Source organism: Palaeococcus pacificus DY20341 (genome assembly GCF_000725425.1).
GTDB lineage: Archaea > Methanobacteriota_B > Thermococci > Thermococcales > Thermococcaceae > Palaeococcus > Palaeococcus pacificus.
In genome coordinates this window covers 664,021-683,633 of record NZ_CP006019.1, presented here as the reverse complement: position 1 = coordinate 683,633, position 19,613 = coordinate 664,021, and the positions used below count along the sequence as shown (strand labels likewise).

Sequence of the window (19,613 nt, the reverse complement as noted above, 5' to 3'; positions counted from 1 at the left end):
AGGATGAGAAGATTTCTCTTTCTTTTTCTTTTAGTCTCTCCAATCTTTGCATTCTTCATAAGCCTGTTTATTGGGGCATATCACATGCCGATGGTTGACATAATAAATATGGTGCTCTTAAAATCTCTCCAACTTATTTCAGGTGTTTTGGCTAAAATAACCCTTGGAAAGCTTTATTTTGATGTTCAAATTCCATATCCAAGCGTTTATCAAACGGTTCTCTTTAAAATAAGACTTCCCCGAGTTCTTTTAGCCATGATTGTTGGCTCAGCTTTAGCAGTCTCTGGAGCAGTTCTGCAGGCAATATTTAGAAATCCCCTTGTCAATAGCTATATTTTAGGGATTTCCTCTGGGGCAGCTTTTGGAGCTGCATTAGCCATAGGACTCTCGTTAGGTTTGGGCGTTACTCCCTTAGCATTTGTTTTTGCTCTGCTTGCAGTGTTTTTGACAACGTCTCTTGCTAAAATAGGTGGGAGAATAACTCCAGTATCACTAATTTTGGCCGGTGTTATAGTTAACGCGTTCTTTTCCGCATTAACTTCACTGTTGAAGTTTTTGATGGAGCACGAAAAATTGGCGAGTGTGGTTTACTGGCTTATGGGGAGCTTTGCCAATGCCGATTGGCATTCTGTTAAAGTAGCATTTCCAATTATTTTTGCTGGATGCATTATAATATCTCTAATGCGCTGGCAGCTGAATGTTTTATCCTTTGGAGAAGAGGCCAAGCTCGTTGGAGTTGAGACTGAAAAGTTGAAGTTTGCTTTTATCTTAATCGTTTCACTTATAACAGCCGCTTCTGTCGCTTTTTGTGGAATAATTGGATGGGTTGGCTTAATGATTCCCCACATGGTTAGAATGGCTTTTGGACCCGACCATAAGAAGTTAATCCCCCTCTCAATAACCCTCGGAGCTTCTTTTATGGTTTTGGCAGACACCCTAGCGAGATCAATAACCACTTATGAGATTCCAATCGGGATATTAACCACATTACTTGGGATACCCTTCTTTGCCTATCTATTGAGAAAGACGGGCGGTGGTTGGCATGCTTAAAGTTAAAGGATTATCATTCAGTTATGGCGATTTCAGCGTTGAAAATGTTTGCTTTGAGGTTAAAGAAGGCGAGATTTTAACTTTATTGGGTCCAAACGGCAGTGGAAAAACCACGATTTTGAAGAATGTCTATGGATTGTTAAAGCCAAAGAAAAAGTGCGTCTTCATAGATGGCAGAGATTTTCACTCTTTATCATTAAAGGAGAGGGCTAAGTTAGCTGGTTATGTTCCTCAATCCCATTATCCTCCTTTCCCGTACACAGTTTTAGATGTCGTCGTTATGGGCTTGGCATCTCAGCTCAGCGTTTTTGAGAGTCCAAAAGATGAACATTATGAGAAAGCTCTCGAAAAGCTCAGGCTTTTGGGAATGGAGAGTTTTAAAGACAGACCATATACCCAGCTGAGCGGAGGTCAATTACAGCTGGTCTTAATAGCGAGAGCATTAGTCCAAGAGCCAAAAGTCCTTCTTCTTGACGAGCCCACCGCTCATTTGGATTTCAAAAATCAGGTAAAAATCCTTGGGATTATTAAAAAACTCGCGAGGGAAGAGAGAATTACAGCAATTCTAACACTCCATGATCCAAATTTGGCTTCAATTTATTCAGATAAGATAGCTTTGGTTAAGGAAGGAAGGATCCGAGCCGTTGGAGAGTCGAGCGAGATTTTGAGAGAGGAGATACTTGAAGAGGTTTACGGTGTTCCAATTCACATCTTGGAGTTCAATGGATTTAGAGTTATCATGCCAAAAACGGAGGTAGTCTAATGCTGAGCTTGATAATAACTTCAACGGAAATAGCATTTAGCTTTTTAAAACGCTCTGTTCCCGGGTTATTGATTGGTATATTCATAGCTGAGCTTTTAATTGAGAAAGGAATTATTAACAAGTTTTCTCCAATAGGGAAACCCTTTGTTAAGCTCTCAAATCTCCCAGAGGAGTGTGCTTTAGCATTTGCAACTGCATTTTTAAATACGAGGGCAGGAAATGCCATGCTTATAGATTTTTACAAAGAAGGAAAAATAGGCAAGAAAGAACTCTACATTGCCTCTCTTATGAACGCATTTCCTGCAATGGTTAGGCACTGGAACTCATTAATCCCAGTTCTTTTGGCAACGCTTGGAACATTTGGCTTACTTTATTTCGGGATCTTAGTTCTTATTGGATTTATTCAAACAACGGTTTTTGCATTCGCTGGGAAACTCTTAATTAAGAGTCCAAAACAAATAAAAAATGTTCAAAAGCACACCAAAAATTCCCAAGAGCCATTTAAAAAAGTTTTAAGAAAGGCTTTAACAAAAACTAAAAGGCACTCAATCCCAATTTTAAAAACTATGGTTTTGGCAACTTACATAACCGCCTTGCTCATAGCAGCAGGGTTTTTTGAGTATTTAACCTCTCTCGTAAAAGATTTTGCAGCTTTCCTTCCTCTTTCACCAGAAGAAATAAGTGTGGCATTAAGTGCAATGGCAAGCAGTATAGCGGCTTATACTCTCGGTGCAAACCTCTTAAAAGCCGGATTAATAAGTGAAAAAGCTCTAATAAGGTCTCTCCTTCTTGGATCAGTTCTCGCGAATATAACTTTCCTAAGAGTGCTGATTCCCTATTATGTTGGTCTGTATGGAGCTAAAGATGGAACGAAGATTATGCTCATCTCAATGGCAACACGGAGTGCCATCATACTGTGCCTTATACTTGTGATGGGGGTGGTTTTATGATCTGCTTCATATTGGGTTACGGTGCAAGACCTTTACATTTGCTTGAGAAAATATTGAAAGAGGAAAAAATCGATGGGATTGTTTTAACAGAACAGAACTGTGAGAAAGAGCTCGAAAAAGTTGAAATGGCAGAAGTAATTTTCATTTATGCCCACGAACTTCCGGATGTTGTTGTAGAGACGCTAAAAAAGAGCAGAGCAAAAATTGTTTCAATGGACAACTTAAACAACGTTCCGCAAGAGATTTTAGTTAAAGCTAAATCCTACTACGTCCTCGGTGGTGAGGAGAATCTAAGGAACTTAGCTAAGTTTTTAGCAAACTTGGCAGGTGAAAAGAGGGAATATGAAGAGCCAAAAGAAGTTCCAATGCATGGGATTTACCACCCAAATTTTGGGGTTTTTGAGAGCTTAGATGAATATTTGGAGGTTTATGATAAGAGACCACTTGTTGGAGTTCTATTCTGGAGGAGTGCTTGGCTTTACAGAGAATTCAGCCCGATTGAGGAGCTCATCAAAGCATTTGAAAGTGAAGGGTTAGGAGTCATTCCAGTGTTTACCTATGGGAAAGACTCAACAACAGGGCTTGGAAGGGAGAAGAGTGAAGCAGTTGAGGAGTTCTTCATAAAAGATGGGAAACCAATTATTGAGGCACTGGTAAGTTTAATCTCCTTTGGCACCGTTGATTTAAAGAATTTGAAAAAGCTGAACGTCCCAGTATTTGCTCCAATTCGCTCTTATTATCAAAGCCTCAAAGAGTGGAAGGGGAGAGAAGGCGTTGATTACATGACGCAGGTTTATGGGGTGATAATTCCAGAAGTTGCAGGAGCGATTGAACCGATATTTATAGCTGGAACTGAAAACATTGAAGGCTACAAAAAAGGCGAGCCATACGAAGAACACATAAAATATCTCGTCAAAAGAGTGAAGAAGTGGATTGAGCTAAGGAAAAAGCCAAAGAAAGACGTTAAAATAGCGATAGTTTTGATAAATCCGCCTTGTAAGGGACTTGAAGCCAGCATTGCAGTGGGAATGGGATTAGATGTTCCAGAGAGCATAGTTAGACTTCTGCACAAGCTAAAAGAAGAAGGCTACTATGTTGGTGAAGAGCTTCCAAAGAATGGAGAAGAGCTAATAAGAATGATTTTGGAGAGAAAGGCAATAAGCGAGTTTAGATGGACAAGTGTGGAAGAAATTGTCAAAAACGGTGGGGCAATTGACTTCGTAAGCTTGGAGGATTATTTGAAGTGGTTCAATGAGCTTCCCGAGGACTTGAGAGAAAAAATAGTCAAAGATTGGGGAAGACCAGAGGAGGTATTAGCTGAGAAAGTGGACAAAACATTGGTTGGAATGATTTATGATGGAAAGTTCGTTGTTCCTGGAATAAGGTTTGGAAACGTTTTCATTACTCCGCAGCCAAAGTTCGGCTGTGCTGGGGCGAGGTGTGATGGAAAAGTTTGTAGAATCCTCCATGATCCGACTATAACTCCTCCTCACCAGTGGTGGGCTGTCTATAGGTGGATAACGAGGAAGTTTAATGCCAATGTTATGATTCACTTTGGAACTCACGGTTATTTAGAATTTAGACCGGGGAAAAGCGTTGGGCTTTCTCCTTCATGTGTTCCCGAGGCAAGCTTAGATGATGTTCCCCACTTATACGTTTATGTAGTTTCAAATCCAATGGAAGGTGTCATAGCCAAGAGAAGAAGTTATGCAACGCTAATAGACCACATTTATCCACCAATGGCAATAGCTGAAGTTTTGGATGATTTGGATTCGCTCTTGAATCAATATGCAAAGGCAAAGAGCTTAGGAGATGATGCAAGAAGAAAGAAGATTTACGAGCAGATTTTGGAGAAAGCTGAAGAAAACAAGATAAGAATAGCGAACCCTGAAAATGAAGAGCAAACGATAGAGGAAATCCACCGCTACGCTGATTTAATGAGAGGTTCTCAAATTAATCTCGGTCTTCATATCTTTGGGTATCCACCAAAAGAACCCGAGAGATTGGCGGAATATATTGCCACGGCAATGACCTACGATTCCTACGCTTCCCCTTCGATTAGAAGGGCGATAGCTGAGGCAATAGGCTTAGACTACGATGAGATAAGAAAGAACCCCTTAGAGACTACAAATGGATTTACGAACAGAGAACTGTTGGAGATTTTCCACAAGATAGCAGTTAAAAGCTTAGAGCGTTTGCTTAATGGCGAAGGCTTTGGGGTTATTAAGGAAGAAATTGAAAAGTTTGGATTCAAAGTTAAGGAGAAAGAAAAGCTTGAGGAAACGTTTAGAAAAGCCCTTGAAGTTGCTCAAAAAGTTGTTGAGTGTGAAAGGGAATATAATAGCTTTTTAGAAGGCGTGGAAGGAAAATATGTAGAACCAGGTCCTTCAGGAGCCATAACGAGAGGGAAGTTCGAGATTTTGCCAACGGGAAGAAACTTCTATGCAGTTGATCCAAGAACTTTGCCAACCAAAGCAGCTTGGCAAATTGGAGTTGAAACTGCTGAAAAGCTCTTGGAGGAGTATACAAAGAAGCATGGGAAGTATCCCGAAAGCATTGGGCAGGTTCTCTGGAGTATAGACGGTTATAAGGCAGATGGCGAACAAATAGCTCAAATTCTCTATTTGCTTGGAGTTAAGCCCATCTGGAAAGGAGATGTAGTTTCTGAACTTGAGGTAATTCCCTTAGAAGAGCTCGGAAGACCGAGGATTGACGTTCTAGTTAGGATAAGTGGAATTGTTAGAGATACTTTGCCAAATTACATCTACCTGATTGACGAGGCAATAGAAAAGGTTGTTACCTTGGATGAGCCGTTAGAAATGAATTACGTTAGAAAGCACTACATTAGGCATATTAAAAAACTGATTGAATTAGGCAAAAGTTTTGAAGAAGCTCAAAGGTTTGCGAGGTTTAGAGTTTTCTCTGCTCCTCCGGGAGCTTATGGAGCTGGTGTAAACTTAGCTGTTGAGTCATCGGGCTGGCAGAAGGATGAGGATTTAGCAAAGGTTTGGGTTCAGTGGAGCGGCTACGCTTATGGAAAAGATGCCTTTGGAGTTGAGGCTCATGAATCTTTAGTTTTGAACCTCAGAAGCGTTGACGTAATCAATAGAAACCACATAAGCGATGAGCACGACTTAACGAACTGCTGCTGTTATTTTGCCTATCACGGTGGATTTAAAACAGCAGTAGATGCTCTAACTGGCAAAAACGTGGATATAGTTCAAGTTGACACGAGGGACATAAGCGATACTAAAATTGTTGATATTAAAGTCGAGATTGAGAGAATAACAAGGACAAAGCTTCTCAACGACAGATGGATTGAGGAAATGAAGAAGCACGGCTACAGAGGGGCGAGCGAGTTCTCAAAGAAGATTCTTCACATCTATGGCTGGGAAGCAACAACAAAACTCGTTGAAGACTGGATTTTTGATGAAATAGCACAAAAGTATGTTCTTGATGAAGAGATGAGGAAATGGTTTGAGGAGCACAATCCCTACGCCATTGAGGAAATTGCAAGGCGCTTGATTGAAGCCTATGAGCGCGGCTTGTGGGAGACGAACGATGAGCTCATTGAAAGGCTCATGGAAGCTTACTCTGAAATTGAGGGGCTTTTGGAGGAACACCTTGGTGAAGGGGAAGTTCAAGGTGGAACGATTGAAATCTACACTGCTGAGGATGATGAACACTGGAGTGAAAACATTGAGGAGGTGGATAAAATATGGAAGCTCGTGAAAAACGCTTAATCTTCCCATTTTCTGCAATAGTCGGGCAGGAAAAGGCTAAACTAGCTTTGCTCTGTGTAGCGGTTAATCCGCTAATAGGTGGAGTTTTATTGAAAGGAGACAAAGGAACGGGGAAATCAACCTTAGTTAGGGCTTTGGCTAACGTTTTGCCCGAAATTGAAGTTGTGGCAGATTGTTCGTTCAACTGCAATCCAATGAACCCCTTAGAGATGTGCGACAGCTGTTATGAGCGCTATAGAAGAGGTGAGAGCTTACCAATTGCCAAAAGAAGAATGAGAGTTGTTGATTTGCCTTTGAGCGTTACCATAGATAGATTGGTTGGAACTGTGGATGTAGAGCGCTTTTTAAAAGAGGGCAAAAAAGCTTTGCAGCCGGGTATACTAGCGGAAGCTAATAGGGGAGTGCTTTACATCGATGAAGTCAACCTCTTAGATGACTACATAGCCGATTCACTCTTAGATTCCGCTGCAATGGGATGGAGTACGATAGAGAGGGAAGGAATCTCGTTTAGACATCCAGCCCGCTTTATCTTAGTTGGGAGCATGAACCCAGAGGAAGGGGACTTAAGACCCCAAATTCTCGATAGATTTGGTCTATGCGTTGAAGTCTCAGCACCAATGAACCCAGAGGATAGGATAGAGATAGTTAAAAGAGTAGAAGAATTCCATGAAGATCCAATAAGCTTCTACAAGAAGTTTGAGAGCGAAGAGAAAAAGCTTACAGAAAAGATTGTTAAAGCGAAGGAGCTTTTGCCTAAAGTTGAAATAAGCGATGATTTGCTAAAGCTTTTAGCTGAGACTGTGATTAATTTAGGTATAAAGACCAATAGAGCTGAAATCACTACAATAAAAACTGCAAAAGCAATAGCTGCTTTAAACGGAAGGAGAAGGGTTTCCCTTGAGGATTTGGAAAAAGCTATGGAATTAGCTTTACCGCACCGCTTGAGGGACAAGCCCTTCCAAAAGCCACCTCAAATGAAGCCCCCAAAGCCTAAAGATGATAAGGAGCACAATCATGATCATAAGCACGACCATAAGCATGAGCACAAGAAGGAAGAAAAAAGTGAAAGGAGAAACCAAGAGTCTCGAAGTCAAGGAATCGGAAATTTAGAGCAGAATTTTCGCTCAAGCGAAGCTAAAATCCCAAGGATAGAGAGCAAAAACTTTGATGGAAGCGAATTCACAGGCTACCGCTCCTCAAGAGACGTCAGCGTTACAGTGATAAACTTTCCAAAGGGGATTCCTGTCTCATATCTACCCTCAAAAGGTGAAATAAGGGATGTTGATTTTTACAATTCGACTATTTGGGCAGTGTTAAATGGAAAAAAGCCTCCGATAAAGCTTGAGCTAAAGGATGTCCGTGTTAGGGTTAGGAAGGCAAAGGCTCCTACGCTCTGGGTTTTGCTCTTAGACTCAAGCGGAAGTATGGCGGTGAAGAGAAGAATAAGCATTGCAAAGGGGATAGCGGAAAAGCTGGTTGAGAACGGCTACATCAAGAAGTCAAAGATGGCTTTGATAGTTGCAAAGGGCAAAGAAGCAGAAGTTTTTGTTTCGCCAACTAAGAACTACTGGGAAGTGTTTGAAAAAATAGAAAGTGTTCCAACTGGAGGAAGGACTCCTCTCAGCTCTGCTTTATACAATCTTTTGCTTTTAGCCAATAGAGAGAGAATGAAAGACAAGTCCGTCAAAGTTAGAGCATTTCTAATAACCGATGGAAAAGCAAACGTTCCCCTCTTTGGCAAGAGAATTAAGGATGAAATCATTGAGCTTGCAAAAGCGTTGAGAAAGAAGGGCATTGAGCTTAACATTTACGATACAAATGGCAAGGGAATAAACCCGGGGATTTCCTATGTTCCAGTTTTGAAGGAAGTTGCGAACGCTAAAGTGTTTAGGGTATAACTTTGTCTCTTAATATCTCCTTTTTGTCCCCAAAAAGTATTTAATATACATCAGCGCATATTTTTGTGCATTATTGAAAGGAGGGCTTAAAATGAATGGGGAGTTCAGCTATAAGAGGATATTCCTCCTTGGGTTTGGATTCTTTGGAATAAGCATCATATGGTCTCTCTACAACGCTTACGTGCCCATATTCTTGAAGGACTTCGCTTTAAGCTCGTTCCTGATCGGAATTGTGATGGTCATCGATAATATTTTCGCGATTTTAATGCTGCCATATCTAGGAGCATTGAGCGACAAAACGAGGACGCGTTGGGGAAGAAGGAAGCCGTACATAATGATAGGGGCACCTTTAGGAATGGTTTTCTTCATGCTGATTCCTTTTGCGAGAGAGCATGAGAACTTAGCTCTAATAATGGGAACGATAATTTTGATGAACTTTTCAATGGCGCTTTTTAGGTCTCCAGTAATAGCATTCATGCCTGACATAACACCATCGGAGCTTAGGAGTCAAGCCAATGGAATAATAAACTTCATGGGTGGCCTTGGAGCTCTCTTCGTCTACTTCGGCGGAAAGGTTCTTTACGACATCAACTATGCTTTACCCTTTTACGTGGGCGGAGCACTTATGCTTTTAGCAAATCTCCTTGTTATACTCTTCGTCCCTGAGCCGGAAGAGTTTAGAAAACCCTTAGGGGAGAAAATAGCTTTTAGGGAGCTCCTGAAGAAGACGAGCAAGGAGAGCTTTGGTGAGCTCAAGGAGAACCTTAAAGATGTCTTTGCAAGCCATGAGAAGAGTTTGCTCTTCATGTTGCTGTCAATATTTCTATGGTTCATAGGATTTAACGCTTTGGAAACGTTCTTTACGAGCTATGCGAAGTTTGAGCTCGGCATAAAAGAGAGCACGGGAGCACTAATAATAGGCTTCGTGGCTTTAGGTTTCCTGCTGTTCTCAATTCCAGCAGGATTCATCGGCGGGAGGATAGGGAGAAAGAGAAGCATGACAATTGGCCTTATAATGATAGCGCTCGCAATGGTTGGCGGCTTCTATATAGGCATGAACTTGAGCGGCAACACTTTAGTAATGGCCTACTCGGCACTCTTCTTCTTAGGCGGCATTGGATGGGCATTAGTTAACGTAAATTCCCTCCCAACGGTTGTAGATATGACGACTGAGGAAAAACTTGGTGGCTACACTGGTTTATACTACTTCTCATCACAGGCAGCAAATATTTTCGCCCCACCATTGGCGGGAATCTTCATTGACCATCTCGGCTACAACTCTCTCTTAGTGTTCTCAACCGCGTTCTTCGTCCTTTCACTGATAACACTGCAGTTTGTTAAGAGAGGAGACATAAAAGGTAAAGTAGGGGACATATACGAGCTGATTCCAGATATGGACTAAAGGTTTTTATTTTTTCCTTCCAAATTTTCTCCGGTGGTGCTTATGCTTAGAGAAATACTTGAGATGTTTAAGGATGAGCTCATAGTCATCGAGGAACCAGTTAGCAAAAAAGTGGAGATTACAAAGTATATGCTCAAATATAAGGATAAACCGCTTCTCTTTAAAGATGTGGATGGCTGGGAGGTCGCAAGCAACATATGGGCCACGAGGGAGAGGATTGCCAAGTATCTCGGCATTAAAAAGGAGGATATAGTTCACTTCCTGGCCAAGGCGAGCGATGAACCTAAGCCCTATAACGTAGTTGAAAAGGCCGAATTCATGAAGAACTCAACGAGAGACTTCTCCCTTAGAGAGCTCCCAATTCCCCACTACTTCCCAAAAGATGCCTCCCAATACTTCACCTCAGCAATAGTTGTGGCAAAAGATAAGGACGGCTTTGTAAACCTCTCGTTCCACAGGATGATGGTGCGCGATGACAAAAGCGTCACAATTAGACTTGTGCCAAGGCATTTATATGCCATGTGGCGTGAAGCTAAAGAGCACGGTGAAGAGCTTGATGTTAGAATAATCGTTGGAAATCCAATTCACGTCCTTTTGGCTGGAGCAACGAGCGTAGCTTATGGAGTGAGCGAGCTTGAGATTGCCTCGGCTATGAGTGAGATGGCCTTTGGAAAGCCGCTCGAAGTCGTCAGCGTGGGCGGCATTGAAGTCCCGGCTATGAGCGAATTCGTGTTTGAGGCAAAGATTCTGCCTGAGCTTGACAAGGAAGGTCCCTTCGTTGACATAACAAGCACCTACGACATAGTTAGAGAGCAGCCTGTTGTGGTCTTTGAGAGGATGTACCATGTGGATGAGCCAATTTTCCATGCTTTGCTTTCAAGCGGCTACGAGCACTACATGCTCATGGGTCTTCCAAAGGAGCCTCAAATTTACAGAAGTGTTAAGCAGGTCGTTCCAAAGGTTCACGGAGTAAGACTAACGGAAGGTGGAGCTATGTGGCTTCATGCCGTTGTAAGCATCACAAAGCAGCACGACGGCGATGGTAAAAACGCTATTTTGGCTGCCTTCACAGGCCATCCTTCGCTAAAGCACGTTGTTGTGGTGGATGAGGATATAAACATATACGACGATCGCGAGGTGGAATGGGCAATAGCTACTCGCTTCCAGGCGGATAAAGACCTCGTTGTAATCCCAAATGCGAGAGGTTCTTCCCTCGATCCCTCGGGGGAGAAGGGCTTCACCACAAAGTGGGGCATTGATGCCACAAAGCCCTTGGATAGAAAGGAAGAGTTTGAGAGGGCGAGGCTGGAGTGAGCTCCTTTTACCCTTTTTTGTAGGTGAATGTGCCGTTGTAGATTCCTGTGCCTGTGTAGAGGCCGAAGGTTGAGTATCCTTCCTCATTAATGCGCCCCCAACCAGGAATCACATAACACAAACAGTTCGGATCATAGGGGAAGGTTTTATCAAAAATAACCTCCGAACCGTTAAAAATTAAAACCCTCCCATATGCGGGAGAACCATCTCCCTGAGGTTGCTCAAACCCCAAAATAGTGTAATTCCCGGCTGATGATATGAAAACATTCCTCTTCGGCCAGGGATTCTTTCCAAGGCTCAATTTTTTAACGAGCCCTCTCTCACCAAATACGTAAACCCAATCTTCACCAACCCAACGCCTGACAAAAGGCACCTCACGCGGAGCCGAATGAACCTCAACAATGAAGAGATAACTGCTCGTGTTTGAAACCATAATCAAGGGCTCGGCAAATCCGCTTTTTCTGAAAATTACATCATCTATCGTCTTCCACAAGTAGGGAGTGATTGAATCGTACTCCCAGAGAGTTTTACCATCCTTGGAGAAGGCTTTAAAGTGGACTACCACAGCCTTTGCAGTCCTGTTTTTGGTTATCGGCGTTACTTTAGAAGAAATCTTTAAAACGACTTCTGGGATTACAGTCTTTTTTACGATGGTGTCGGCTTTTACAGTTCCCCAGCTGAGGTTGTATGTTTCGTGAAAATCATAAGAACCAATAACAGGCTGATGGAGTATCTTAAATGCCACAACCACACTTAAAAGGATCAAAAGGACTAAGCGGGACTTCCTCACCACCAATCACCCACCCATGAGTTATGTTTTCTCATCACCACCCTTACAAAGGCGATAAAAGCTCACAATTCCGCCGGCTATTGGGACAAGATTTGCAGATATCACGATTAAATTATTAACAGCATTAGGGAGGTACCTGCCCAGCTTGAAAACCCACCAAACTGAAAATACACTTATACCATAAGTCAATCCCAACAAAAATGGAAAAAGAACATAACGCTTGTTTTTCATGAATTTCCCCCCTAGTAGATTCCGCATCATAATAAGCTTTCAACCATTATAACTTTTTCCATGCTGCATGGTAATTTTACTTCCCTGTGATTTTAATAATTTTCAACCACATAATTCCAGTTGATTTAGCAAAAAGCAGCGGAAACAAAAGAATGAATCTAAAGAAAAGGTTAAGATTAGCATCTATTTTCCAATCTCAAGCGACAAAATCTTCGACTTCTTCGTCGCGGCATCCACGGCTTTCATTATTGCCGTCCTCACTCTGCTATCTTCAAGCTCAAAGATGCCGTCTATCGTAGTTCCTCCTGGAGTTATCACCATATCCCTTATCTGAGCTGGATGGAGGTTGGTTTCAAGCAAAAGCTTTGCCGTGCCTAAAAGTGTTTGAGCAGCCGCTAAAAGTGCAGTGTCCCTTGGGAGACCCACCTTTAATCCGCCATATATCAACGACTCAAGAAATACCGATGCATAGGCCGGCCCGGAACCGCTCAATCCGGTTATAGCATCCATATACTCTTCGTCAACTCTAACACACCTGCCAAAGGCATTAAATATCTTTTCAACAAGCTCAATTTCCTTTTTACTCAAATCATCAGCTGTATATGCGGTAAAAGACTCCTTCACGACGATTGCTATGTTTGGCATTGCTCTCACAAGTTTTGCAGCTGTCAGCCTCTTAAGGAAGTTCAGCGAGAGACCCGCGGCAAATGAAATGAGAATTTTCCCTTTAACAGCAGGATTTATTTCTTCAAGGACTTTCCTGACCTTGTTTGGCTTTACCGCGAGAATAATTACATCCGCTTTTTCAGCAGCGGCTTTATTATCATTCGAGACCTCAATCCCGTAATTCTCAAGCCACTTCACCTTCTCGACCTTCCTCCTTGTTGCCACCACTCCATACCCCTCTTCAGCCAGGGCTTTTGCAACGGCACTCCCTATAGTTCCAGTTCCTATCACGGCTATCCTCATAACTCACCACCTAGTGTCAGCTTAGTGGTGGCATTTTGTCATGGTTTATAACATTTTTCGGAATGTTTTTGGATTTCTGACAATATGGCCTTAAAAAAGAAAGGAGATAAGTCAAGCCTTTGCTTTCTTCAGATTCTTTACAGGCTCTGTTATTATGGAGCTTTCCCTGAGGATGCCCTCCGGTCTGTGGTGGATAACCATCAGTGCCAGCACTCCAAAGAGAACGTATTCAAGCCACACCGCCTCAAACGGTAAGTGTAGGAATGCCTTTATCTGGAACTTGTATGTTTCTATGAGCACTTTCATGAGAATGAAAGCAAATGTTCCAAAGGCAACTCCCCTGTTGTTTCCTTTTCCACCTACGAGTATCATAAGGAACGGGTAGAAAGTCCACTCGATCCTTGTAAATGCACTCCCTATGATGTTTGCTGAATAAAATCCATACAATGCCCCAGCCATTGCTGCTATTCCTGACCCTAATGCCACGGTTTTCATTCTAATGCGCATGATGTCCCTTCCAAATGCTATTACAACGTTTTCGTTTTCTCTCATGGCTCTTATTAACCTTCCATAGGGGGTGTTGATGAGCCTCTCAACGAGGAAATACACCAAGAGTGCTATAGCTAAGATTATGACTACAAATACTAGATCTCTCTTTTCTCCTGGGATAAATGCTAAGATGTCTGGTACTGAGGCACCGTAGTAGCCTCCTATTAGTGAAGGTGTGTAGTATGTCACAAAGAATATGACCTCACCAATTGCCAATAGCGTAACACCTAAGTAGTCCTCCTTGAGCTTTGCACTTGGCAATATAAACACTGACCCAGTAAGGAATCCAATTATGAATGCTAAAGCTAATGTAAAGATTAGTAATCCAAGGCCATAGATTGGATGCTGTGCTATGACTTCATTTGCCTTTGCGCTCACTTCGGTACTCGCATCTATTATATTTCCATGAACTCCAAAGACGAGCATTAATAACCTGTTCACTATTCCTCCCAAAGTTATTGCACCAATGATGACAGCGAAGTGCCTTCCAAAGTTTGGTATTCCTCCGTTACCGAACTCCATGTTAAGGCTTAAGTTGACAATTAAGTATATGCCGAACCACACGAGTATCAGCTGAATCAACTCGCCTATCACTTTACCAACCTCCCCCAAAGCTTTGTCCCTGTTATTCCCTCAGGCGTCATCAGCAAGGTGGCTATCATTATCAATAGTGAAACAACCTTTCCGTAAACTAACACTCCAGTACCAAAGATTGAGGAAAGTCCATAGGTTATTAGAGACTCTGAGAGTCCAATAACGTAACCTCCAACCAATGCACCTGCAATGTGGTGTAGACCACCTACTATACTCGCGGCAAAGATTGACACTATTATGAGACCTCCTGTTGCTGGAACTATCTCTTGAAGGAAGGGCAAAACTGAACCTGCCGTTCCTGCAAGTGCCCCCGCCAAGAACCATGAAAACAACCTTGTGCTCTCAACATTGATACCCATCGCCTCTGCAAGTGCTGGATTTTCCATTGAAGCCCTCAATGCTATTCCGAACTTCGTTTTGTAGAGTAGTATGTACAATCCAAAGAGCGTCAGTAGGATTAGCAGAGATGACACTATTAGCCTTCCAGGAATTCCTCCAATAGTGAAATCAAGGTACGTGAAGACGAATTGTGTCGCAGAGCTCTTGACCACAGTGCTTATGCTTTCAGCAAAGGCCCCTATAACTCCAAAAAGTATTATGTCCCAGGCAAGTGTTGCTATCATCAGCATTTCAAGTGAGGCGTTTCTTTTTATGAGAGGCTTAAGTATGATCGTGTATGTTACAACCCCAACTATTCCCCCCATGATGAAGGATAGCGGAATCGCAAGATAGGGGTTAATGCCGAGCAGTTTAAACACGGTAAATGCAAAATATGCACCAATGACTGCGAATGAGCCATGAGCAAAGTTGGGGACTCCAGTGGTTATGTAGGTAAGCGTTAAACCCAAGCTTAAAAGCACCAGGAGGTTTGCATAGGTTAAGGCTCCTTCAAGCACTCCCATCTATTCCACCTCCACCAATCCCAAGAAGTAGCTCTGGAACTTCTCATGCTCAAGCAGGTCTCTCGCTTTACCCTCAAACGCGACCCTCCCGCTTATGAGCATGTATCCCCTATCGCTTATCTCCAAAGCTCTCTTTGCATTCTGCTCGACTAGGAGGATCGTCAGTCCATAATCATCCCTGAGCTCCACTATTTTGTTGAATATAGTCTCAGCTAGCTTAGGGGATAACTGTGCAGTTGGCTCATCGAGCATCAAAAGCTCGCTCTTCCTAACTAAAGCTGTGGCCATAGCTAAGAACTGTCTCTGTCCACCACTCAAAGTTCCTGCTTTTCTCTTGAGCAATCCTTGTATCTCCGGAAAGACGCTTAAGGCCAAATCTACCCTGTCTTTGAGCTCTTCATCTGGAACTGTGTATCCGGCCATCTTGAGGTTCTCTTCTACAGTTAAGTTTGCAAAAACGTTGTTTGTCTGAGGGAGATAAGCTATCCCAAGACAGGTCTTCTGATATGGTGGAACATTGGTAATGTCTTCACCCTTGTAGTATATTTTGCCTGAATAGATTGTCGTCAGTCCGAAGAGGGTCTTTAGGAATGTTGATTTTCCACTTCCATTAGGCCCCACGATTGTTGTAATCTCACCCTTTCTCACGCCCACATCAACCTCAAATAAAATCTGCAGCTTTCCATAACCGGCACTAAGCTTTTTTGTCTCAATCACCTATGTACACCTCCACGACCTTTGGATCGCTCAAAACTCTCTCTATTTCCTTCTCGCCCCTACCTTCCGCTATAACGCGACCATTGAACATGACGTAGAGATAATCAATATACTTGAGAACTATATCTAGCCTGTGTTCAATTATTAAGAGCGTGATTCCCTGCTTCTTCAGCTCTACGAGCTTGTTAAATATCTCGTGAGCTAAACCAGGAGCAACACCCGCAATTGGTTCGTCCATAACTATTAGCTTTGGGTTCGTCATTAACGCTCTCCCTATCTCAAGGAGTTTCATCTGTCCACCGCTTAGAGAGCCGGCTTTGTGATCCCAAAGATGGTCAAGCTTGAGGAACTTTAACAGCCCATATGCCCTTTCAACGAGCTCTTCTTCCTGCCTTAGCCACTTTTTGTAATTTAAAGCAGTTCTGATGTTTTCTCCCACGTGCCTCTCCGCTATTAACAGGTTCTCTAAAACAGTCATCTCTTTGAGCGGCTGTGGCGTTTGGAAAGTCCTAACTATTCCATAGCTGTAGATTTCGTTTGGGGATTTGTTTGTTATGTCCTTTCCCTCAAATACCACCTTCCCGCTGTCAGCCTTCAAAAAGCCTGAGATGACGTTGATTAAAGTTGACTTCCCACTACCATTTGGACCTATTATGAGCGTGAGCGCGTGTTCATCAACGGTTATACTAGCATTATCCAAAGCTCTCACAGCACCAAATGACTTTGAAAGGTTCTCAGTCCTTAGCAGCGCCATAGAAAACACCTCATAAAATAGTTTAAAAGAAGAGAGAAAATCAAGGCTTCTCAAACCACTCGATTTTGCCGGTGTCTGACTTCCATGCCCCAATAAGCTTCCATCCGCCCTCTGTAACCCTGTATATTGTATAGTCACCGCTTGCCCTGTCGTTCCATTCGTCAAGCTCTATGGTTCCCGTCACAGGCTCAACACCATAGGCACCGCTGTTGTACTTCTCAAGGACTTCCTTAATCTTTTGAACCATCAAATCCGGATCGTAGCTTCCTTTCTCCTTAAGTACCTCAACATAGGCCAATACAAGCACCCATGTGGCATCATAAGCATTCAATCCGTACTGATCTGGCTCCCCTCCAAACTTTGCCTTAAACGTCTCCTTCAGCTTTGTAGTTTCATCACTCTCGGAATAGAACTGGGTTGAGAACAATCCAACCTTTACTGCTTTGCCTTTAGTCTCTTCAATTATCTTTTGGTTTCCGACCATTGCATCTGTGCCAATCCACTTAACTTGGAGGAGGACTGAATCATCTGGAATCTGGGTTAATAGCGTTGCAACTTCGTCAAATCCAACTGCCCAGACTCCAACATTGTCCTTTCCATATTTGCTGATGAGCTCCTTAACTCCGTCTTCGAGCTTGGATATATATGGTGACCAGTCTGCAGGTGTTGGATTACTTGGATATTCAACGTTGACCCCTATCTCTACTTTGCTTTCAATTTCCCCTACAAGTGCATCCCGGAGTCCTTTACCCCACGCATCTCCTCTGTAGGCTATCACTATTCCCTTGAGCCCTAATTGCTCGATTTCTGTGGCAATCACTTTGCTCTGGAAGAGGTCTGTTGGAACAAACCTGAAGATGAACTTCTTCTCCTCTGGCTTTGTAAAGCCTATAAGCTTTGGAGGTGCGGTTGATGAGGGGGATATCAGTATAATCTTATTTGAAGTTGCGTATTTCTGAACATTTCTGACTTCGTTTGAGTAGAGTCCAACCGCAGCATTAACACCCTGCGCCTTGAGTGTTTGAAGCTTTTCGAGTGCAGCTTTTGGGTCTGCTCTTGTGTCCTCGATGAGTACCTCCACCCTATACGGCAGTCCTTTCTCTCCAAAGTATTTGTTTATGTTTTCCTCCGCTAGTTCGACCGTGTTTCTGACAATCTGACCTTTTGATGCTGCAGGCCCCGAGAGGTCAGTCAGGAGGCCGATCTTTATAACCTGAACATCACCATCCTTCTGTGCACCGGTTAATGTCTCTGTCTGCGTTTTTTCTCCTCCCCCTATGCATCCAAGGGAAAACACAATCAAACCAACCACCAGTATTGCCAATACCTTTTTCATGACCATCCCTCCATCTTTGTACTTTGCCCTCTCATGTACATTGGGAAGGCTTTATATATTTTTCGACATGTTTTTTGGTATTAAATATTCCTATTGGTTATAAAACTTCGAGGAGTAATTATAAAACAGACCGCCCCTACCTTATTTTGTCCGCTGTAAACACATAACAACACCTTATGACAATAGAAACTGTTAAAACGGCATAAGTATAAAACAATGCTGTAGTAGCCAATCATTTTCTTAAAGGGCCTGAACGTGCACTTTTAGCGTTCCTCCCTCAAAAGGCGGGGCAACATTTTTAGACTGTCCTCAATTATACGCCACCATGAGGAGAAAAATAGCCGTTATTGATATCGAAGGGACATTAACTCCTTTTGAATTCTGGAGGGAGATTTCAAGGCTAGTTGGGAACCCAAAAATCGAAGAGCTCTTAGAAAAAGGCATTTTGGGAGAGGTTGAATGGATTGACAGCCTGCTGAAAAGGGTGGAGCTTATTAAAGGGGTAGATGCTGAGACGTTCCTAAAACCTAAAGCTAAAGTGAATCCGAAAGCTGAGGAACTTATACGGATTTTAAAGGAAAAGGGCTTTTTTTATAGTCCTAGTGAGCGGATGCTTTGAGAAAGTTTTGGCGGAGTTTAAAGAGATGGCAGATATTTTTATTGCAAACAAAGCACTTTTTAAGAATGGTAAATTTGAAGGCATCTCCCTTTGCTTCAAAGATAAAAGCGAGATTGTTGACAGGTTTTCAGGAAGTTTTGTGCTGGCAATTGGAGATGGACATAATGACGCCGGAATGTTCGATAAAGCAGATCTGAGCATTGCGGTGGGTAGAGAGGTAAAAAATGCAGATATCTACGCAAAAAACATCAACGAGCTGGTCGCTCTTATTAAACCTCTCCACCTCTAACTCTTCAACAGCCTCTCCATCGCCTCATTTACATCCCTTACATCCCTGCCGATCATCATAAACCCAAAATCCTTTCCATATTCCTTTTTGTAATTCTCCACCAGAAGGCCATCGTTTACTGTATCCCCAATATAAATTCCCTCCTCACCTTTTGTGAGATGCCAGAGGGCTTTTGGATCCGGTTTAACATAAAACTCTCTCGTAACGGCGTTCTCAAAGTGGAAGCCAATGAGTTCCTCGGCTAATTTAAGCTCAAGTTTATTCCTTCCCGTCACAACGCCGAGCTTAAACCTTTCTCCGGCTTTTTCAAGGAGCTCCTTCCTGACTATCGGTTTCTCCTTCTTCCAGAGGCCGTCAAACTCAAAAGCTCTCTCTTTATAGTGTTCGCCCAGGTAAAAGGTGTTGAAAATTCTTTCAATTTCTTCCGGCTCAACAATAGTCCCAAACCTTTCCCTGACCCATTTTATTCCTTCTCCTTCTGGAAAACGCTCAACGAACCCTTCTACATCACCGTTTAGAGCAAATAATATTAAAGCCTCACTGACTTTAAAATCATCTCCAAATGCTCCTTTTCTCCTCAGCTTCCTTATAATTTCCACGTCAATAGCTTTTTCTCTGCCGAGCTCCTTTAGGAAGTATTCCACCGTGAACTTTGTCGCCAAGTCGTAGCTCTCGCTCACGTCAATTAAAACGCCGTCAACATCAAAGATTAGCCATTTTAGCTCCTTCATTAGTTAACCCCC

Annotated in this window: 18 protein-coding genes; 9 read left to right on the top strand and 9 right to left on the bottom strand. The window is 42.7% G+C overall.

All coding sequences use genetic code 11. The features are described from left to right. Nucleotides 1–3 precede the first annotated feature (3 nt). From PAP_RS03935 to PAP_RS03905, 7 genes are all read left to right on the top strand, one after another. Nucleotides 4–1,050 (top strand): FecCD family ABC transporter permease, encoded by a 1,047-nt coding sequence (locus PAP_RS03935; protein WP_048164795.1) that lies wholly within the window; start codon nt 4–6, stop codon nt 1,048–1,050. Further along, complete coding sequence (locus tag PAP_RS03930; RefSeq protein ID WP_048164794.1) at nt 1,043–1,813, top strand: ABC transporter ATP-binding protein; 771 nt, start codon at nt 1,043–1,045, stop codon at nt 1,811–1,813. Before PAP_RS03935 ends, PAP_RS03930 begins: the two co-directional genes overlap by 8 nt. After that, a complete protein-coding gene (locus tag PAP_RS03925; protein ID WP_236627008.1) occupies nt 1,813–2,763 on the top strand; it encodes a hypothetical protein in 951 nt (316 codons plus the stop codon). The genes PAP_RS03930 and PAP_RS03925 overlap by 1 nt, the downstream gene beginning before the upstream one ends. Continuing rightward, a complete protein-coding gene (gene cobN, locus PAP_RS03920; RefSeq protein ID WP_048164793.1) occupies nt 2,760–6,506 on the top strand; it encodes a cobaltochelatase subunit CobN in 3,747 nt (1,248 codons plus the stop codon). The genes PAP_RS03925 and cobN overlap by 4 nt, the downstream gene beginning before the upstream one ends. Continuing rightward, the gene (locus PAP_RS03915) at nt 6,482–8,404 is read left to right on the top strand and encodes an ATP-binding protein (RefSeq protein ID WP_048164792.1); all 1,923 of its coding nucleotides are present in this window, start codon (nt 6,482–6,484) and stop codon (nt 8,402–8,404) included. Before cobN ends, PAP_RS03915 begins: the two co-directional genes overlap by 25 nt. A 91-nt stretch (nt 8,405–8,495) precedes the next feature. Next, a complete protein-coding gene (locus PAP_RS03910; protein WP_048164791.1) occupies nt 8,496–9,806 on the top strand; it encodes an SLC45 family MFS transporter in 1,311 nt (436 codons plus the stop codon). A 42-nt stretch (nt 9,807–9,848) separates the two neighbouring features. After that, nucleotides 9,849–11,120: a UbiD family decarboxylase gene (locus PAP_RS03905; protein ID WP_048164790.1), complete on the top strand. Its 1,272-nt coding sequence runs from the start codon at nt 9,849–9,851 to the stop codon at nt 11,118–11,120. Nucleotides 11,121–11,127: 7 nt separating this feature from the next. Here PAP_RS03905 and PAP_RS03900 read toward each other — a convergent pair whose 3' ends face one another. The 8 genes from PAP_RS03900 to PAP_RS03865 all read right to left on the bottom strand — a co-directional run bounded on the left by PAP_RS03900 (nt 11,128) and on the right by PAP_RS03865 (nt 17,962). Beyond that, entirely contained in the window at nt 11,128–11,910 is a 783-nt protein-coding gene (locus tag PAP_RS03900; RefSeq protein ID WP_201769543.1) for a hypothetical protein, read from the bottom strand. A 21-nt stretch (nt 11,911–11,931) separates the two neighbouring features. Continuing rightward, entirely contained in the window at nt 11,932–12,141 is a 210-nt protein-coding gene (locus tag PAP_RS03895) for a hypothetical protein (RefSeq protein ID WP_048164789.1), read from the bottom strand. Between the two features lie 183 nt (nt 12,142–12,324). Further along, nucleotides 12,325–13,110 carry a pyrroline-5-carboxylate reductase gene (proC, locus tag PAP_RS03890; protein ID WP_048164788.1) on the bottom strand — a complete coding sequence of 262 codons (786 nt, stop codon included), beginning with the start codon at nt 13,108–13,110 and terminating at the stop codon, nt 12,325–12,327. Nucleotides 13,111–13,221: 111 nt separating this feature from the next. Continuing rightward, complete coding sequence (locus tag PAP_RS03885) at nt 13,222–14,253, bottom strand: branched-chain amino acid ABC transporter permease (protein ID WP_048164787.1); 1,032 nt, start codon at nt 14,251–14,253, stop codon at nt 13,222–13,224. Next, a complete protein-coding gene (locus PAP_RS03880; RefSeq protein ID WP_048164786.1) occupies nt 14,250–15,155 on the bottom strand; it encodes a branched-chain amino acid ABC transporter permease in 906 nt (301 codons plus the stop codon). Before PAP_RS03880 ends, PAP_RS03885 begins: the two co-directional genes overlap by 4 nt. Next, on the bottom strand, nt 15,156–15,872 hold the full coding sequence (locus PAP_RS03875; protein WP_048164785.1) for a branched-chain amino acid ABC transporter ATP-binding protein: 717 nt from the start codon (nt 15,870–15,872) through the stop codon (nt 15,156–15,158). Then, nucleotides 15,865–16,626: an ABC transporter ATP-binding protein gene (locus PAP_RS03870; protein WP_048164784.1), complete on the bottom strand. Its 762-nt coding sequence runs from the start codon at nt 16,624–16,626 to the stop codon at nt 15,865–15,867. Before PAP_RS03870 ends, PAP_RS03875 begins: the two co-directional genes overlap by 8 nt. 40 nt (nt 16,627–16,666) lie before the next feature. Next, nucleotides 16,667–17,962, bottom strand: a complete 1,296-nt coding sequence (locus PAP_RS03865; protein ID WP_084177529.1) for an ABC transporter substrate-binding protein — start codon at nt 17,960–17,962, stop codon at nt 16,667–16,669. A gap of 325 nt (nt 17,963–18,287) precedes the next feature. Here PAP_RS03865 and PAP_RS03860 point away from each other — a divergent pair, with 325 nt between their 5' ends. Both PAP_RS03860 and PAP_RS03855 read left to right on the top strand, forming a co-directional pair. Next, on the top strand, nt 18,288–18,581 hold the full coding sequence (locus tag PAP_RS03860; RefSeq protein WP_048164783.1) for an HAD family hydrolase: 294 nt from the start codon (nt 18,288–18,290) through the stop codon (nt 18,579–18,581). Between the two features lie 25 nt (nt 18,582–18,606). Beyond that, entirely contained in the window at nt 18,607–18,870 is a 264-nt protein-coding gene (locus PAP_RS03855) for an HAD hydrolase family protein (RefSeq protein ID WP_048164782.1), read from the top strand. Here the strand turns inward: PAP_RS03855 and PAP_RS03850 are convergent. Continuing rightward, nucleotides 18,867–19,601 carry an HAD family hydrolase gene (locus PAP_RS03850; protein WP_048164781.1) on the bottom strand — a complete coding sequence of 245 codons (735 nt, stop codon included), beginning with the start codon at nt 19,599–19,601 and terminating at the stop codon, nt 18,867–18,869. The two genes, PAP_RS03855 and PAP_RS03850, sit on opposite strands and share 4 nt — an antisense overlap. Nucleotides 19,602–19,613: the final 12 nt, after the last annotated feature.

Excerpts from the sequence above, each read along its gene's own strand:
- PAP_RS03935 (WP_048164795.1), top strand. The coding sequence starts at position 4 with ATGAGAAGATTTCTCTTTCTTTTTCTTTTAGTCTCTCCAATCTTTGCA.
- PAP_RS03930 (WP_048164794.1), top strand. The coding sequence starts at position 1,043 with ATGCTTAAAGTTAAAGGATTATCATTCAGTTATGGCGATTTCAGCGTT.
- PAP_RS03925 (WP_236627008.1), top strand. The coding sequence starts at position 1,813 with ATGCTGAGCTTGATAATAACTTCAACGGAAATAGCATTTAGCTTTTTA.
- cobN (WP_048164793.1), top strand. The coding sequence starts at position 2,760 with ATGATCTGCTTCATATTGGGTTACGGTGCAAGACCTTTACATTTGCTT.
- PAP_RS03915 (WP_048164792.1), top strand. The coding sequence starts at position 6,482 with ATGGAAGCTCGTGAAAAACGCTTAATCTTCCCATTTTCTGCAATAGTC.
- PAP_RS03910 (WP_048164791.1), top strand. The coding sequence starts at position 8,496 with ATGAATGGGGAGTTCAGCTATAAGAGGATATTCCTCCTTGGGTTTGGA.
- PAP_RS03905 (WP_048164790.1), top strand. The coding sequence starts at position 9,849 with ATGCTTAGAGAAATACTTGAGATGTTTAAGGATGAGCTCATAGTCATC.
- PAP_RS03895 (WP_048164789.1), bottom strand. The coding sequence starts at position 12,141 with ATGAAAAACAAGCGTTATGTTCTTTTTCCATTTTTGTTGGGATTGACT.
- proC (WP_048164788.1), bottom strand. The coding sequence starts at position 13,110 with ATGAGGATAGCCGTGATAGGAACTGGAACTATAGGGAGTGCCGTTGCA.
- PAP_RS03880 (WP_048164786.1), bottom strand. The coding sequence starts at position 15,155 with ATGGGAGTGCTTGAAGGAGCCTTAACCTATGCAAACCTCCTGGTGCTT.
- PAP_RS03870 (WP_048164784.1), bottom strand. The coding sequence starts at position 16,626 with ATGGCGCTGCTAAGGACTGAGAACCTTTCAAAGTCATTTGGTGCTGTG.
- PAP_RS03865 (WP_084177529.1), bottom strand. The coding sequence starts at position 17,962 with ATGAAAAAGGTATTGGCAATACTGGTGGTTGGTTTGATTGTGTTTTCC.
- PAP_RS03860 (WP_048164783.1), top strand. The coding sequence starts at position 18,288 with ATGAGGAGAAAAATAGCCGTTATTGATATCGAAGGGACATTAACTCCT.
- PAP_RS03855 (WP_048164782.1), top strand. The coding sequence starts at position 18,607 with ATGGCAGATATTTTTATTGCAAACAAAGCACTTTTTAAGAATGGTAAA.
- PAP_RS03850 (WP_048164781.1), bottom strand. The coding sequence starts at position 19,601 with ATGAAGGAGCTAAAATGGCTAATCTTTGATGTTGACGGCGTTTTAATT.